This is a genomic window from Weizmannia sp. CD-2023 (assembly GCF_036225245.1).
Taxonomy (GTDB): Bacteria; Bacillota; Bacilli; order Bacillales; family Bacillaceae_C; genus Weizmannia; species Weizmannia faecalis.
This window is the reverse complement of sequence record NZ_JARTJQ010000049.1, coordinates 60109-74561: the sequence shown is the minus strand read 5'-3', so window position 1 is coordinate 74561 and position 14453 is coordinate 60109. Positions and strand designations below refer to the sequence as shown.

Annotated in this window: 17 protein-coding genes and 12 tRNA genes; 2 read left to right on the top strand and 27 right to left on the bottom strand. The window is 47.7% G+C overall.

Annotated elements, in window-relative coordinates; genetic code table 11:
• Positions 1–74 precede the first annotated feature (74 nt).
• The 13 genes from P9687_RS07320 to P9687_RS07260 all read right to left on the bottom strand — a co-directional run bounded on the left by P9687_RS07320 (position 75) and on the right by P9687_RS07260 (position 1892).
• Positions 75–148, bottom strand: a tRNA-Gly gene (locus tag P9687_RS07320).
• Between the two features lie 7 nt (positions 149–155).
• Positions 156–229: transfer RNA gene (locus P9687_RS07315), tRNA-Pro, on the bottom strand.
• Between the two features lie 136 nt (positions 230–365).
• A tRNA-Arg gene (locus tag P9687_RS07310) sits at positions 366–439 on the bottom strand.
• A 5-nt stretch (positions 440–444) separates the two neighbouring features.
• A tRNA-Leu gene (locus P9687_RS07305) sits at positions 445–529 on the bottom strand.
• A gap of 61 nt (positions 530–590) precedes the next feature.
• A tRNA-Gly gene (locus P9687_RS07300) sits at positions 591–665 on the bottom strand.
• Positions 666–680: 15 nt separating this feature from the next.
• Positions 681–762: transfer RNA gene (locus P9687_RS07295), tRNA-Leu, on the bottom strand.
• A gap of 7 nt (positions 763–769) precedes the next feature.
• Positions 770–845 (bottom strand) — tRNA-Lys (locus P9687_RS07290).
• Positions 846–850: 5 nt separating this feature from the next.
• Positions 851–925 (bottom strand) — tRNA-Gln (locus P9687_RS07285).
• A 1-nt stretch (position 926) separates the two neighbouring features.
• A tRNA-Asp gene (locus tag P9687_RS07280) sits at positions 927–1002 on the bottom strand.
• Positions 1003–1026: 24 nt separating this feature from the next.
• Positions 1027–1098: transfer RNA gene (locus tag P9687_RS07275), tRNA-Glu, on the bottom strand.
• Between the two features lie 21 nt (positions 1099–1119).
• Positions 1120–1210, bottom strand: a tRNA-Ser gene (locus P9687_RS07270).
• A 4-nt stretch (positions 1211–1214) separates the two neighbouring features.
• Positions 1215–1289 (bottom strand) — tRNA-Asn (locus P9687_RS07265).
• Between the two features lie 111 nt (positions 1290–1400).
• On the bottom strand, positions 1401–1892 hold the full coding sequence (locus P9687_RS07260) for a SprT family protein (protein WP_014096818.1): 492 nt from the start codon (positions 1890–1892) through the stop codon (positions 1401–1403).
• Positions 1893–2042: 150 nt separating this feature from the next.
• On the opposite strand from P9687_RS07260, the gene cmpA reads away from it, so the two are divergent.
• Positions 2043–2159, top strand: coding sequence for a cortex morphogenetic protein CmpA (gene cmpA, locus P9687_RS07255; protein WP_088775937.1), 117 nt, complete (start codon positions 2043–2045; stop codon positions 2157–2159).
• A gap of 22 nt (positions 2160–2181) precedes the next feature.
• Here the strand turns inward: cmpA and P9687_RS07250 are convergent, their stop codons facing one another.
• From P9687_RS07250 to acpS, 14 genes are all read right to left on the bottom strand, one after another.
• Entirely contained in the window at positions 2182–4359 is a 2178-nt protein-coding gene (locus P9687_RS07250) for a Tex family protein (protein WP_168985760.1), read from the bottom strand.
• Between the two features lie 74 nt (positions 4360–4433).
• Entirely contained in the window at positions 4434–5027 is a 594-nt protein-coding gene (locus tag P9687_RS07245) for a PP2C family serine/threonine-protein phosphatase (protein WP_017551129.1), read from the bottom strand.
• Positions 5028–5032: 5 nt separating this feature from the next.
• Complete coding sequence (sigB, locus tag P9687_RS07240) at positions 5033–5812, bottom strand: RNA polymerase sigma factor SigB (protein WP_019720971.1); 780 nt, start codon at positions 5810–5812, stop codon at positions 5033–5035.
• Entirely contained in the window at positions 5790–6260 is a 471-nt protein-coding gene (gene rsbW / locus P9687_RS07235) for an anti-sigma B factor RsbW (RefSeq protein ID WP_168985761.1), read from the bottom strand. The genes sigB and rsbW overlap by 23 nt, the downstream gene beginning before the upstream one ends.
• A gap of 3 nt (positions 6261–6263) precedes the next feature.
• A complete protein-coding gene (locus P9687_RS07230; protein WP_013860674.1) occupies positions 6264–6593 on the bottom strand; it encodes an anti-sigma factor antagonist in 330 nt (109 codons plus the stop codon).
• A 13-nt stretch (positions 6594–6606) separates the two neighbouring features.
• On the bottom strand, positions 6607–7674 hold the full coding sequence (locus P9687_RS07225; protein WP_168985762.1) for a PP2C family protein-serine/threonine phosphatase: 1068 nt from the start codon (positions 7672–7674) through the stop codon (positions 6607–6609).
• Between the two features lie 14 nt (positions 7675–7688).
• Complete coding sequence (locus P9687_RS07220) at positions 7689–8090, bottom strand: anti-sigma regulatory factor (protein ID WP_013860676.1); 402 nt, start codon at positions 8088–8090, stop codon at positions 7689–7691.
• A 4-nt stretch (positions 8091–8094) separates the two neighbouring features.
• Positions 8095–8451, bottom strand: coding sequence for an STAS domain-containing protein (locus P9687_RS07215; RefSeq protein WP_017553290.1), 357 nt, complete (start codon positions 8449–8451; stop codon positions 8095–8097).
• A 3-nt stretch (positions 8452–8454) separates the two neighbouring features.
• Positions 8455–9282, bottom strand: a complete 828-nt coding sequence (locus tag P9687_RS07210; protein ID WP_168985763.1) for an RsbT co-antagonist protein RsbRA — start codon at positions 9280–9282, stop codon at positions 8455–8457.
• 490 nt (positions 9283–9772) lie between these two features.
• A complete protein-coding gene (locus tag P9687_RS07205) occupies positions 9773–10123 on the bottom strand; it encodes a type II toxin-antitoxin system PemK/MazF family toxin (protein WP_013860680.1) in 351 nt (116 codons plus the stop codon).
• Positions 10124–10127: 4 nt separating this feature from the next.
• Positions 10128–10406 carry a CopG family ribbon-helix-helix protein gene (locus P9687_RS07200; protein WP_014096808.1) on the bottom strand — a complete coding sequence of 93 codons (279 nt, stop codon included), beginning with the start codon at positions 10404–10406 and terminating at the stop codon, positions 10128–10130.
• A 152-nt stretch (positions 10407–10558) separates the two neighbouring features.
• Positions 10559–11710 carry an alanine racemase gene (alr, locus tag P9687_RS07195; RefSeq protein WP_014096807.1) on the bottom strand — a complete coding sequence of 384 codons (1152 nt, stop codon included), beginning with the start codon at positions 11708–11710 and terminating at the stop codon, positions 10559–10561.
• Positions 11711–11911: 201 nt separating this feature from the next.
• Entirely contained in the window at positions 11912–12928 is a 1017-nt protein-coding gene (locus tag P9687_RS07190; protein ID WP_014096806.1) for a LolA family protein, read from the bottom strand.
• A gap of 140 nt (positions 12929–13068) precedes the next feature.
• Positions 13069–13419: a holo-ACP synthase gene (gene acpS / locus P9687_RS07185; RefSeq protein ID WP_014096805.1), complete on the bottom strand. Its 351-nt coding sequence runs from the start codon at positions 13417–13419 to the stop codon at positions 13069–13071.
• Between the two features lie 262 nt (positions 13420–13681).
• Between acpS and P9687_RS07180 the strand changes: the two genes are divergently transcribed.
• Complete coding sequence (locus P9687_RS07180; protein ID WP_231111515.1) at positions 13682–14299, top strand: rhomboid family intramembrane serine protease; 618 nt, start codon at positions 13682–13684, stop codon at positions 14297–14299.
• Positions 14300–14453 lie beyond the last annotated feature (154 nt).

Sequence of the window (14453 nt, the reverse complement as noted above, 5' to 3'; positions counted from 1 at the left end):
AGTTTTCAAGGAACAATCTCAATTAGCAACTTATTTAGTATAACATTACAACAAGTCACTGTCAACATAAAATTTGGAGCGGGTGATGGGAATCGAACCCACGACAACAGCTTGGAAGGCTGTGGTTTTACCACTAAACTACACCCGCATGCAAATCGGGAAAACAGGATTCGAACCTGCGACCCCATGGTCCCAAACCATGTGCTCTACCAAGCTGAGCTATTTCCCGCATTTCCCTGGTCTAAAAACTATCAAACCAACTTATAATAAGAAAAGGCCTGTTTTTTATAAAGTTTTCAACTGCCCGGTAAGCTCTGGAGCCTTTTACGCAGCTGTTAACAGATCTTTTTTGCATGAAAAAATAGCGCGCCCAAGAGGAGTCGAACCCCTAACCTTTTGATCCGTAGTCAAACGCTCTATCCAATTGAGCTATGGGCGCGTAAATGCGGCCGAGAGGACTTGAACCTCCACGGGATTTAACTCCCACTAGGCCCTCAACCTAGCGCGTCTGCCATTCCGCCACGACCGCGTTATTAACTTGACACCTTTATATTATATCAAAACCTTTTATGGATGTCAACTACTTTTTATGGAGCGGAAGACGGGATTCGAACCCGCGACCCCCACCTTGGCAAGGTGATGTTCTACCACTGAACTACTTCCGCGATTTATCAAATCAATGCCGGTGAAGGGAGTCAAACCCCCACGCCGTGCGGTGCCAGATCCTAAGTCTGGTGCGTCTGCCAATTCCGCCACACCCGCGGATAAATGGTGAGCCATGCAGGATTCGAACCTGCGACCCTCTGATTAAAAGTCAGATGCTCTACCAACTGAGCTAATGGCTCAAAAATGGCTGGGCCAGCTGGATTCGAACCAGCGCATGACGGAGTCAAAGTCCGTTGCCTTACCGCTTGGCTATGGCCCAATGGCGGTTCCGACGGGAATCGAACCCGCGATCTCCTGCGTGACAGGCAGGCGTGATAACCGCTACACTACGGAACCACTCATGATATGATAAATTTCAAATGACCCGTACGGGATTCGAACCCGTGTTACCGCCGTGAAAGGGCGGTGTCTTAACCGCTTGACCAACGGGCCGCGATGACTGCTTTGTATGTATGGCGGAGAAGGAGGGATTTGAACCCTCGCGCCGCTTACGCGACCTACGCCCTTAGCAGGGGCGCCTCTTCAGCCACTTGAGTACTTCCCCAAAATGGCTCCGCAGGTAGGATTCGAACCTACGACCGATCGGTTAACAGCCGATTGCTCTACCACTGAGCTACTGCGGAATAACAAGCAACATCTTGTCGACTCTTAACATTATAATGACGGGACACGAAGGTGTCAACCCTGTTTTAAAATTTATTTTTAAAGCTTGTTTCGAAGATGCTGCATGCCCATTATTTCCGGCCCGGTTCAGCATACGTTTTGTGCAGCACCAGTTTTCCACCGCATCTCCCGCAAACGTACCGGTTGGTGTTGACCTTTCTTTGCCTTTTATACAGGATGCCACACTCCGTACAGACATATTCGTAACGCGGGGACGGGCGGCTGATCATGCGGGAAGCTGCTTTACTCGGCAGCACGGCACAATAGCGGGGCGCGTCCGTTTCCTTTAACAATTGTTTGAAGTCCGCATCCCGGTGCCTGTACCCTTTCCCTTCCAGATGAAGATGGTAATGGCAAAGTTCGTGTTTGATAATGCCGATCAGCTCTTTTTCTCCGAGTTCTTCTAAATATTTTTTATTGATTTCGATATTGTGGCTTTTTAACAAATATCTTCCCCCGGTGGTCCGCAGCCGGGGATTAAATGAGGCTGCATGCCGGAAAGGTTTGTGAAAATACTCCATTGATATTTTTTCCACAAGGCCTTGCAATTCCTTGTTATCCATGGCCGTATGCCTCCTTACTCATAATGAAAAATGGATGCCGCGGGCACCTGCGCTTTTCTTTTCACATGACAAGTTATTATAGCATATACTTTAGTAAAAGTGCGGGGGGATTGGTTTTGTTTCAGCATTCAGGAACAAGGGGGCGTTTGTGTGCCGGTATGGTTTCAAAACCAAATACGGAGAGCTTTTTGCGAGAAAAGGCGCAGTGAAATTAAACTGCTGAATGAATGCTGGTTTTTTTACAATGAAAAGAAGATGCGCGTGTAACTGGCGCATCTTCTTTTCACTTTTAATCATTTGGAAGCATGGTGAGCGATAATCTTCCTTTTTGGACGTCCACTTTCTCCACCCATACGGTAACAATATCGCCGACTGAGACGATATCAAGCGGATGTTTAACAAAACCTTTACTTAATTTTGAAATATGGACAAGCCCGTCTTCTTTCACGCCGACATCGACAAACGCCCCGAAATCGACGACATTCCGGACGATTCCTTGCATCTCCATCCCCGGTTTCAGATCTTCCAGTTTCATAATATCCTTTTTCAAAAGCGGTTTTGGCAGTTCATCACGCGGGTCGCGGCCCGGTTTTTTCAAGGCTTCGAAAATATCTTGCAGGGTCAGTTCGCCGATGCCGAGTGTCTTTGCCATTTCCGGGACAGACAGTGTTTCGAGCGATTGGATCAGCTTTTCTGTACCGATATCCGCTGTCGTCATGCCCAGTTCATTCAGCAAAGATCTGGCCGCATCGTAGCTTTCCGGGTGGATCGGTGTTTTATCAAGTGGTTCTTCCCCATCCGGTATGCGGAGAAAGCCGATACTTTGTTCGTATGTTTTTGCGCCGAGGCGGGGAATCTTTTTCAATTCGGCCCGGTTTTTAAATTTGCCGTTCTCATCGCGGAATTTTACAATATTGCCCGCTACAGTGCTGCTGAGCCCGGACACATATTGCAAAAGAGACGGGGATGCGGTATTGACATCGACACCGACCTGGTTGACGGCTGTTTCAACGACGAAAGTGAGCGATTCATTCAGTTTCTTTTGCGAAACGTCATGCTGGTACTGCCCGACACCGACCGATTTCGGATCGATTTTCACAAGCTCTGCCAGCGGGTCCTGGAGCCTGCGGGCGATGGAGACGGCGCTCCGTTCTTCAACATGCAAATCCGGAAATTCTTTGCGGGCAAGGTCGGATGCAGAGTAGACGCTTGCCCCCGCTTCATTGACGATCACATAGGAAACATCTTCTTCTATTTCTTTTAAAATACCGGCAATCCATTGCTCGGTTTCCTGTGAGGCTGTGCCGTTTCCGATCGCAATGACCTCCACCTTAAAATCCCGGATGATGCTTTTTACAATCGCTTTGGCTTCTTCTGTTTTCGGTTTTGGCGGATGCGGGTAAATCACGCCGATTTTCAGCACTTTGCCCGTTTCATCCACGACTGCGAGTTTGCAGCCGGTCCGGTACGCCGGGTCAACCCCGAGCACCGTTTTTCCTTTTAAAGGCGGCTGAAGAAGCAGGTTCCTTAAATTCTCGGCAAAAATATGGATAGCCCGGTCTTCCGCTTTTTCGGACAGTTCGTTGCGGATTTCCCTTTCAATGGCGGGCTCAATTAGCCGTTTATAGCCATCTTCCACCGCTTCCTTGACGATGCCTGATGTAATGGAGGCTTCATTCCGGATCACTTGCCGGTTCAAATACGCCAAAATCCGCTCGGTGTCGGCCTCAATGGATACGCGCAAAATGTTTTCTTTTTCGCCGCGGTTAAGCGCAAGCACGCGGTGGGGAACGATTTTGCAGACCGGTTCTTCGTAGGCGTAATACATTTCGTATACCTTTTTCTCATCTTTTTCCGCGTCTTTGACGGTACTTGCCATCACGCCTGTTTTAAACGTTTGACCACGGATCCAGCCGCGGTATTTCGGCTCGTCCGAAACCATTTCGGCAATTATATCTTTTGCACCCTGCAATGCTTCTTCGGCAGATGCCACCTGCTTTTCCGCTGATACGTACGCTGCCAGTTCAGCATCCAGGTCGCCTTCAGCCGGAAACGAAAGCATCCAGCGGGCCAGCGGTTCCAGCCCTTTTTCCTTTGCAATCGTGGCCCTTGTCCGGCGTTTTTGTTTATACGGGCGGTAGAGGTCTTCTACCAGCTGAAGCTTTTCTGCCTGTAAAATTTTCCCTTTCAGCTCTTCTGTTAATTTTCCTTGCTCATCGATCAGGCGGATGACTTCCTCTTTTCGCTGCTCAAGATTTTGCAAATAGTTCCACCGCTCCATAATGTCACGGATCTGCACTTCATCGAGCGCACCGGTCATTTCTTTCCGGTAACGGGCAATAAAAGGAACGGTATTGCCGTCTTCCAGCAAACCGATGACATTCCGGATGCTCTTTTCCGGGAACTGCAATTCTTTTCCCAGCTGGCTGATAAGCCTTGCCTGTTTTTCTTCCAAATTAAACACCACACTTCTGATTACTCTTCTGTTATTTTATCATGCTTTACGGGCTGAAAAAAATTGCAAAATAAAAAAGCTTGCCTTTACTGCAAGCTCCCAATAATAAATGTAGCGTCGTCATCCATGGTCTGTTGTTCTTTTAACTGGTCGGCAATCCGTTCGATAGACTCACATTTCTTCAAAAAAGATTGGACATTCCGCTCTTTCACGCCGTCTGAATGGATGACGAACCTGGAACCCGGTTCATAGTCAAAAATCTCGGTTTTGAATTGCTGCGGCTTGCCGGACAAGTACCCGGTAATCGGGATCGGATAAGTCAGTTTGCCGCCCGGTGCCACCATAAAAAAGCGGATGTTGCCGACACAGCTGTAAACAAATTGGCGTGATTTAAAACAGGCTTTGAAAATGGCAACCGCTGCGCCCCGCTTCCGGTACAAAGCACGATTGCATGCGTCCATCAGCGTGTCAACATCGTCATCCGATTGTTCTTTCACGACTTTCGCAACAGCCTGGGAAGAGTAGTAGGCAAATTCCCCGCTCCCCAGCCCGTCTGCCAGCACACAGAGGAAATAGTCATCCGTTGCCTTCATAAAATAGGCGTCTCCGCACAGGTCCCGGCCGGCCTTTGTTGTCTGAAATCCATATACTTCTACTTGCTTTGAACTAAGATAATTCATAATGGCTAATTCTCCACATGTTGCAGTTCACCTTCTATGGCGTCCCGCAGTTTTTTGATCGCACGGCGTTGCAGGCGCGAGACGTGCATTTGCGAAATCCCCAATTTCTCACCTGTGTCCTTCTGGCTTAAATTTTCAATATACGTGTAGTGGATGACCTGGCGTTCCCTCTCGCTCAGTACGTGCAACACTTTTTCAAGCACAAGCCGCTGGTTGACTTTTTCATATCCGTCATCTTCACTGCCAACCATATCCAGCAGGGTCACGGTACTGCCGTCTGAATCCGACTCAATCGAATGGTCAACGGAAAGTGCGTGGTAGCTTTTGCTCATTTCCATTGCTTCCAGCACTTCTTCTTCTGAGATTTCAAGATGTGCAGCAATTTCAGCGATTTTTGGCGAGCGTTGCAGTTCGTTCGTCAGTTTTTCAACAGTGGATTTAATCCGCGGGCCGAGTTCTTTAATCCTTCGGGGGACGTGGACACTCCATGTTTTGTCTCTCAAAAACCGCTTAATTTCTCCGATGATGGTCGGAATCGCAAAGGATTCAAAACTTTTTCCAATATTCGGGTCAAAGCGCTGAATGGCGCCGAGCAGGCCGATAATCCCCACCTGGAAAATGTCCTCCTGGTAGGCCCTTCCTTTCGAATATTTGCGGGCAAGCGACTCCACAAGTTTCTGATAGTGCGCGACAAGTATTTCCTGCGCCTCTTTGTCGCCGTTTTGCTGATAAGATTGTATCAATTGATTGACATCAATCTGATCAGGTTGAGGCAGTTTTGACATTCGTCTCCACCTGCTCCCCTTGAAGGTACTTGGTCATCATGACTGTAATTCCGCCATCATAATGTATGCGGACTTCATCCATTAAACTTTCAATGAGATAAAGGCCCAATCCTCCTTCTCTCATAAATTCGATCTGCACATCTTCCGTGTAAGGCCCTGCGAGTTCCCTTACTTTTTCCAGATCAAAACTGTCTCCTTTATCGGAAACCATTACTTCAAGGTGGTCCGGATAGAGGCTGAAATCGATGGTGACTTCCCCGTCCTCCTTGTCCTTATAGGCATGCTGGACAGCATTGGTAATGGCTTCGCTCGCGGCGATCTTCAAATCCTCGATGAGTTCGTAATCAAACCCCATGCGGCTTGCAATACCGGAAATGGTGAGGCGGATGACTCCGACATATTCCGCTTTGGCAGGGATTTTCATACTGATATGATCAAACTCCTCCATGTCTCACACTCCACCTTCTATTTCGGTATTAATCTTCATGATGTCGGAAAGGCCTGTAATATCAAACAGCCGTTTCAAACGGTCGGAAAGCCCCGTCAACGTGAGCATCCCGCCGTTTGCCCGCAAGCTTTTGAACAAACCGACCAGTACGCCCAGCCCGGTGCTGTCCATGTAAGAAACATTGGTTAAATCTATTAAAACTTCCAAACCTGCTTTTCCTTCATATGGTTCAAATGCTTCTCTTAATTTTGGAGCTGTAAATGCGTCAATTTCCCCCGAAATGGTTACGTTTAAGGCATTCTGTTTTTCCTTTACATCTACTTCAAAGTCCATTTCTTTCACCTCTTTAACATTCATCACTAAGTGGTTCATACCCTTTCCGGGCTGATGACAAACCTCCTTTTAAGGCAGTTCTTTTTAAAATCAGCAAGGTAAAATCATCCCGCAGTTCAAATTCCTGCCATCTTTCCAGCTCCCTGTACACATTTTCCACGATTTCCTGTGCGCTCTTGCGGATATTTTTCCGGATCAAGCCGGTAATCGTTTCCCGGCTGACAAATCCTTCCTTTGTCCGGCATTCCGTTACGCCGTCTGACAACAGCACAATCATATCGCCAAGCTGCACATCTTTTATATATTCATGGTACTTCGATTTTTTTTCTATGCCTAAAAGGAGCCCTTTTGCGATTAAATCCTCAAATTCATCCGTTTCCGCATGATAGAAAAAACCGGGCTCGTGCCCGGCGGATGCGTAGGAGAACTTATGTACTACCGGGTCATACATACCGTAAAACATCGTAATAAACATACTCGGGTCGACATTCTGTTCAACGACGCGGTTCAGATTTTCCAAAATAATATGGGGCTGGTGGCTGTATTCCGGCAAACTGTCTATCGCATATTTGATCATCGACATGCAGAGCGCCGCCGGGATCCCTTTCCCGATCACATCCGCGATCGCGATGCCGATGCGGCGGTTCTCATCTTCAATAAAATGATAATAATCGCCGCTCATTTGTTTGGCCGGCATGCTGATCACGCCAATATCGATGCCGTCCTGCTCCGGGACATCCGCCTTAAGCAGGGTTTGCTGCATGCCCGCAGCAATCTCGATTTCACTCTTCAGTTCTTTTTGTTTTGTCCGGAGGCTTTGCTGTTCCCTGTAAACGAGCCCGTAGGCAAGCATGACTTCCAGCAGGACATCAAAGGACTGCTGCACCGTTTTGGAAAGCCCGGGTTCGATTTGCTGCAAAACAGAGCGATGGCACATAATCATGTCTTCAGGAGAGATCCGGTTTTCAATCAGTTTGCGGCTGAACTTCTCGCACTGGTACAGCGCCTGTTCATCCGGATGCTGTAGAAAATGGCTAAGAATTTCTTTATACTCCTGCTCCATGGCATCGCGGAAATCCATCTTTTTCCCTCCTATCATCGTATCCATTTGATTGCGGTAACGGTTGTTCCCTCATTCGGCGCCGAAACGATATCAAATTCATCCATCAGGCGCCTTACGCCCGGCAGGCCTGCCCCAAGCCCTCCGGATGTGGAGTAGCCGTCTTCCATCACTTTCCGGATGTTTTCAATCCCCGGCCCTTTATCTGTAGCGATCACTTTCAGCCCCTTTTTCCCGTTTTGCAGAACTTTCTCAATCCGGATTTCCCCTTGTCCTGCGTATATAAAAATATTGCGGGCGAGTTCGCTGATGGCCGTTGTGATTCTTGCCTGGTCGACAGCACCGAAATGGAGCTCTCTTGCAATGTTTCTCCCAAGCTGGCGGGCGGCCACAATATCCCACTCATTCAAAATTTTTACACAGGAATGGTTATCCATACAGCTAGTCCCCCAATTCCTGTTTTAATTTCTCAAGGCCGCTTTCCAAATCCAGTGCCGTCATGACGCCCTCCATCGTAATCCCCAACTCGATCAGGGTAATGGCGACTGCAGGCTGGATTCCGGTGATGACCACTTTTGCGCCCAGCATTTTGGACATATTGACCACATCGCCCAGCACTTTTGCGATGAATGAGTCAATAAAATCAATAGAGGTGATGTCGATGACAACACCGCTTGCATTCGTTTCGTATATTTTTTGAAGCAAATCTTCCTGAAACTCCAAAGCTGTCTGGTCATCAAGCTCCCATTGGATCGAGACCAGCAGGCAGTTTCCCAGCTTTAAAATGGGTATGCGCATCAATCAACCCTCCCATTCCACAATTTTCCTCCCTGTCATTTCAAGAGCCTGTTCAATTCCTCTTTGCAGTGTACTCGTTGTTGTAATATGGTTTAATTTGATCCCCAAATTTGTTAACGTATGTGCAATTTCAGCGCGGATGCCAACAAGCATGCAGCGGGAGCCGACAAGCCGGACAGCATTTGCCGCCTGAATGAGATGATGGGCAACAACCGTATCGACAACCGGCACGCCCGTAATGTCGATCAGCACCACCTCCGACTTGTTTTTCACAATGCCGTACAGCAGGTTTTCCATAATCTGTCTTGCCCTTTCCGAGTCAATGGTGCCGACTAATGGAAGGACGGCAATTTTGTCAAACACCGGAATCAAGGGGGCGGACAATTCCTTTAACGCACTTTGCTGAAGCGAAATGGTTTTTTCCCAAATGGTGGTATAAGCATTGACAAATTCATTTTGGACGGCATTGGTCCATTCCCGAAAGATTTCCCAGAATTCCTGGTGCTTTTCAAACACGACATCCGGGTTGTTATTCATCATCAGGTTGTAAACAATATCCCCGAGAATTTGAATGCCAGTCGTTGCAAAAGTGAGCGGCCAGCCCAGCGTCACGATTCTTTCGGAAAACTCGCCGAGCTGTTTCTCATATTCGTGATTGCTTTTCGTCAGCCGCGCAAGAATCACTTCGACAAAATCCCGGCTTGTTTTTTCAAACACCACCCCTTCATCAAAATGAAACGGGGCACCGCCTTTTGCTTTCATGCTTTTCATCCATTCATCCAGTATTTCATCTTTATGTTCTGGTATAAATTTCGCTAAATATGATTGCATGATCAACCCTCTTTCCTCCGAACAGTTTGAAGCGCCCTTCTTTGACAGCCTGCTTTAGACATGCCGGGCTTTTCCGGAAGACTTGCACAAAAACAAATGAACTGCTGCCTTTCGCCCCGGCGGATGGCTTTTTTCTGAACCGGTTTGTTGAAAAAACACAGAAAAATCCATTTGATTTATAAGTTATTATATCTGTTTTTGCCGGCAACCGGAAAATATTTTTTATGTAAATGGCACAGAAATCGGGCAAAAGCAGCATTTTTCCGGAAATTTTCTTCGGTTTATCTTATAGCGTTATCATATACCCGTTTTCAGATAGGGTTAAACCACATTCGTTGTATTTTTTTTGAAGGTGGGTTTCGCATGTTTGACCGCAGCACGTGAAAAAATATGCTAAAACGGGCGACGGGATGATCTCTCTTTTGTTCCAGCTTATTTTAAGAATGGCAAAGCCTGCCGAATGAAAAAACGCCCTTTAAAAAGAGCGTTCCTAAAATTCGACCAGTCCCAGGCTGATTTGCAGGGCGTCGTCAATTTTTTCCATGACTTCTTCATCAAGATGCGTAATCTTATCCGTTAAGCGTTGTTTATCGATTGTGCGTATTTGTTCAAGCAATATCACAGAATCCCTTTCCAAACCGTAACGCTTTGCATCAATTTCCACATGCGTGGGCAATTTTGCTTTCTGGATTTGCGCTGTTATCGCGGCAACAATGACAGTGGGGCTAAAACGGTTTCCAATGTCGTTTTGTAAAATGAGGACAGGACGTACGCCTCCCTGCTCGGAGCCGACCACCGGAGATAGATCGGCGAAGTACACGTCTCCACGCTTAACAATCAAAGGATTACCCCCCGCTTACTAGGCTTTCAACTGTATGTTCTGCTTCGTATTCAGCCTGGATCGCTTCGGAGGCAATCGCCAAATTAATTTTTGCCATTTCCATGTAACCACGCCTCATCGTTTCGCGGATTTGGCGTTTTTTCCGTTCTTTTAAATACATTTTTGTGGCACGGTAAATTAATTCATTGCGATTCATATTTTCAGTTTCAGCAAATCCGTCCAATTCCGTCAACAGCTGCTGCGGCAAGCGGACTAAAATTTCTGTTGAAATAGGTTCAGACACCTGCTACACCTCCACGCACTAGACACCGTTTCTACTTTCCATTCCCTTTTCATCATACCATCAAATACACTATATGCAAAGGCCAAATCACCATTCCTGTCTATTATCGGCAAAAAAATCATGTCATTATTCAAAATTCGCCAAAACATTTTTCAACCTTCAAGGACCGGATTCGACACGTCCGCGACATCGTTCCCGTTTTTCAGGAAAATGCGCGGCACCCGGCTTGAAATGGAACAGGTAACCTCGTAGTTGATGGTTTCGAGCTTTTCGGCAATTTCGTCAACAGGAATGGACAAATCTCCCTGCTTTCCAATCAAGGTTGCTTTTGTCCCGACAGCAACCGGACGGGCAAGCTTGACCATGCATTGATCCATGCAAATCCTGCCGACAATAGGCGCTCTTTCCCCGTCAATGATCACTTCCTGACCTGAAAGCCTGCGGATCCAGCCATCTGCATATCCAATCGGCAGCGTGGCGATCCATTCATCGCCGGAAGCCTGATAAGTGGCACCATAACTCACCGTGTCCCCGGCATGGATTTGTTTCACATGCGTCACCTTCGTATGAAGGGAGAACGCCTCTTTTAACGGAAACGGCAAAACCGGCTTGATGGCGGGCGAAGGGGAGAGCCCGTACATTGCAATGCCGAAACGGACAGCATTAAACGGAGACTGGTCAAATCTCAAAGCGGCGGCGCTGTTTGCGCAGTGCACATACGGCGGGCGGTGTTCGAGGTTTAAAACCATATCCTGAAACTGGCTATATTGCTTTTCATACAAAGTCGTATCGATTTCATCCGCTGTCGCAAAGTGGGTAAAGATCCCTTCAAAATAGAAACAGGATTGTTGGTTCACGATTTTTTCCACTTCTTTTAATTCCTGTAGGGTTCTTACGCCAATCCGGCCCATTCCGGTATCACATTTAAGATGGACGGATAGTTTCCGCCCGGTTAAATACCGGCCTGCTTCCTCAAGCCAGTCTTTTTGAAAAACAGTCAGGGAGATGTTTTCTTCAGCCGCGACTCCGGCATCTTCCGGACGGGCTGCCCCCAAAACAAGTATCGGAGCGGTAATCCCTTTTTTTCGTAACGCGAGCGCCTCGTCCAAAAATGCAACCGCAAGCGCTGAAGCTCCGGATGCAAGCGCGGTTTTCGCCACATATTCCGCGCCGTGCCCGTAGGCGTTCGCTTTTACAACCGCAATGATTTGCGTATGCTCGGGCAAAAGCTGGCGCATATTTCCGACATTTTCCGAAATGGCATCCAAATCGACTTCCACCCATGTATCCCGGTAAAAAGCCATGATTACACTTCCTTTATGATTCCATATCCTGATTATCGAACGCGTAGCCAGCGTTGTCAATGGTTTTTAAAAGGAAGTCTTATCAAACCGGTTTGGGACGGATTGCCGAAAGCAACATGCTGTAACCGCATCAAGAAAAAAACCCGCAGAGAATGGCTGCGGGCTTGTGCTTTTAGTGCTTACGAACGGGTTATCCGCATTTTATTTTTCCGGTTCTCCTCCGACAGACTGGGCGACTTCCATCATTTCCGCAGCCGTGAGCGATTTGGAGGCAAGCGTATATTCGACACCGTTCACCGTCCAGGACAGGGAGTCGCCTGTCTTGATCCCGAACGCAAACCCGAGATCCGCCATTTCCCCGTTTGCAGGAATCGGTTCTGTGGAAGCAGCAGGGAGTACCTCTGCCTTTTCCTCAATCAGCGTATACGTTTTATCGCCCGTATAGGTCAAAATAACGCGCTTGCCGTTTGCAACGGCAACTTCCTGTTCATCGAGCAGCGTCGTCCCCCCGATTTTTGCCGTCGGATATTTTACCGAAAACTCTTTGTTGCCGACCTTTCCGTCCACCGGCACTTCGAGTTTCGCCCCTGTCATATTTTTTTTCGTGTCAAACGCGTTGCTGTCGAATTTTGCATTAAAATCCACTTTCGTAAAAAGCACACTGACAAGCGTATTGCGGTCCGTGTCCATCACTTTCACACTGACTGGTGCAAGCGTCCTTTTGTCAAAAGTAATTTGCTGGTACGGCAGCATCTTATGGTTTTGATAGCGTGTCTTCGTCTCAAACACATATCGGTTCTTTTTCACCGTCATCTTTGCCTCTTTATCTTTCAATATGTCTTTCACAAGTGATTCATAAAGGTACGCCTGGCTTGTGTTGTTCGGCCAGTCGCTTTGAAATTTGTAGCTTTTGTTGAGGGCGGGCGTGACCACAAACACGCCTTCTTTATTGCGCAAAATCATCTGGCTCTGCCCCTCGCCCGCATTTTTCAGGTTGACACGGTAATATCCCGGCCGGTTGTGCCAAACTTCAATATTGTATGTCCGCGGTTCATTGCCCGTTTTCAGCGTCATTTTCGCATTCAGCTTGTAGCCGTCCATCTTCTCCACTTTTTCATTTAATTTTCCGGCCACATCCTGCGGTTTTTTCGCTCCGCAGGCGGAAAGCAGAAAAATGGCAAACAGCGCCGCAAACAAAACCCAGTACTTTCTCTTCATCCTTTCAACCCCTTTATTGTCTCAAATCTTATGAAGAGAAAGGCTTCATCAAAAGCCCGTGCCTTGTCTCTCCTCTCTTACTCTGAATATATGAGACAACCCGGGCCTGTATGATGGGGAATTGAAAAAACGTTATAGCTTCAGTCTTCCAGAATCACTTGGGCGAATGCATATTCACGGCTGTGCGTGATCGACAAATGGGCATGGGGCTCTGCCGGCTTTGAAAAATACGGGCGGCCATTTTCATCTTTTGCGATTTCAATTTCCTGAAAAGACAACGCGCCCCCGATCCCCGTGCCAAAAGCTTTGGAATAAGCTTCTTTCGCCGCAAACCTGCCGGCCAGGAATTCAATTTTCCTTTTTTCTGTCAACTTGCAGAACTTTTGCTGCTCCGCTTTTGTTAAAATCCGCCCCGGAAACCGCGGCTGCCGTTCATACAGCTTTTTTATCCTTTCAAGCTCGACAATATCAATGCCAATTCCTTTGATCATGTGCTCACCTTCTGTTTTTCCAGAGTATAAACCACAAAATTTCCGATACCCGATTTTCACGCTGCTGCGGTGCCTCTGCCTTCCGTGAAAATATGCGCCGGTAAATCGTTCTGCTGGTATCCATGATGGCGGTTCGGCCCTTTTTGAAAATACGCGCCGGATTTGGGCTATCCCTTTTTCCATCCTGCTGGCGGTTGCGGTTAGAAGCAGGCCGGACGTCTAATTCGTCATTTCCGGCATATGTATAAATAGAGCTTTTCCATTGAAAGGAGTATTTGCAATGCTGATCCGCCCGATCCGCTTTTCTGCTTTTATTGGTTCCTATCCCGTCGTATCTGCCATTTTCCTGGCCCAGTGCCTCTTGTTTGCGGCCATGCGGCTTCCGGTTTTACCAACACAAACCCTTTATGAAACACTGTCCGGTGTGAACCTTTATATTGCCCAAGGGGAAATATGGCGGCTTGTCTCCCCTGTTTTTGTCCATATTGATTTCAGCCACCTGCTGTTGAATTCCTTCTCCCTTTTGCTGCTCGGCCCCTGTCTCGAACGGCTGGCCGGAAAATGGAAGTTTACCCTATTATATTTTGGCTGCGGATGCTGCGCCAATCTCGCTTCTTTTTTTCTGCTTCCGCTTACCTATTCCCATGCCGGTGCGAGCGGTGCCCTGTTCGGCCTGATCGGCGCATATGTCGCCCTTGTCTGGGTCGGGGAAGATGTGCCAAAAACAAGCCGGCAAACCATTTTATCGATTGCGGTCATTTCCGTTGTAACGGCTATGATGCAGCCTGGTGCCAACCACACAGCCCATCTTTCCGGACTCGTTGCCGGCATGCTGCTCGGAGGCATGCTTTTGCAAAGAAAAGCGGCTTCTCCTGCTTAGAAAAAGTCAATTCTCCGGACTCATTGCCGGCGTGCTGCTCGGGGGAATGACTTTTACGAAAAAAACGGATTCTTCCGCTTTAAAAAAAGCCAATTCTTTTCAGCCGCATTACCGGCGTGCTGCTCGGGGGAAAGGCTTTTACGAAAAAAAGCGG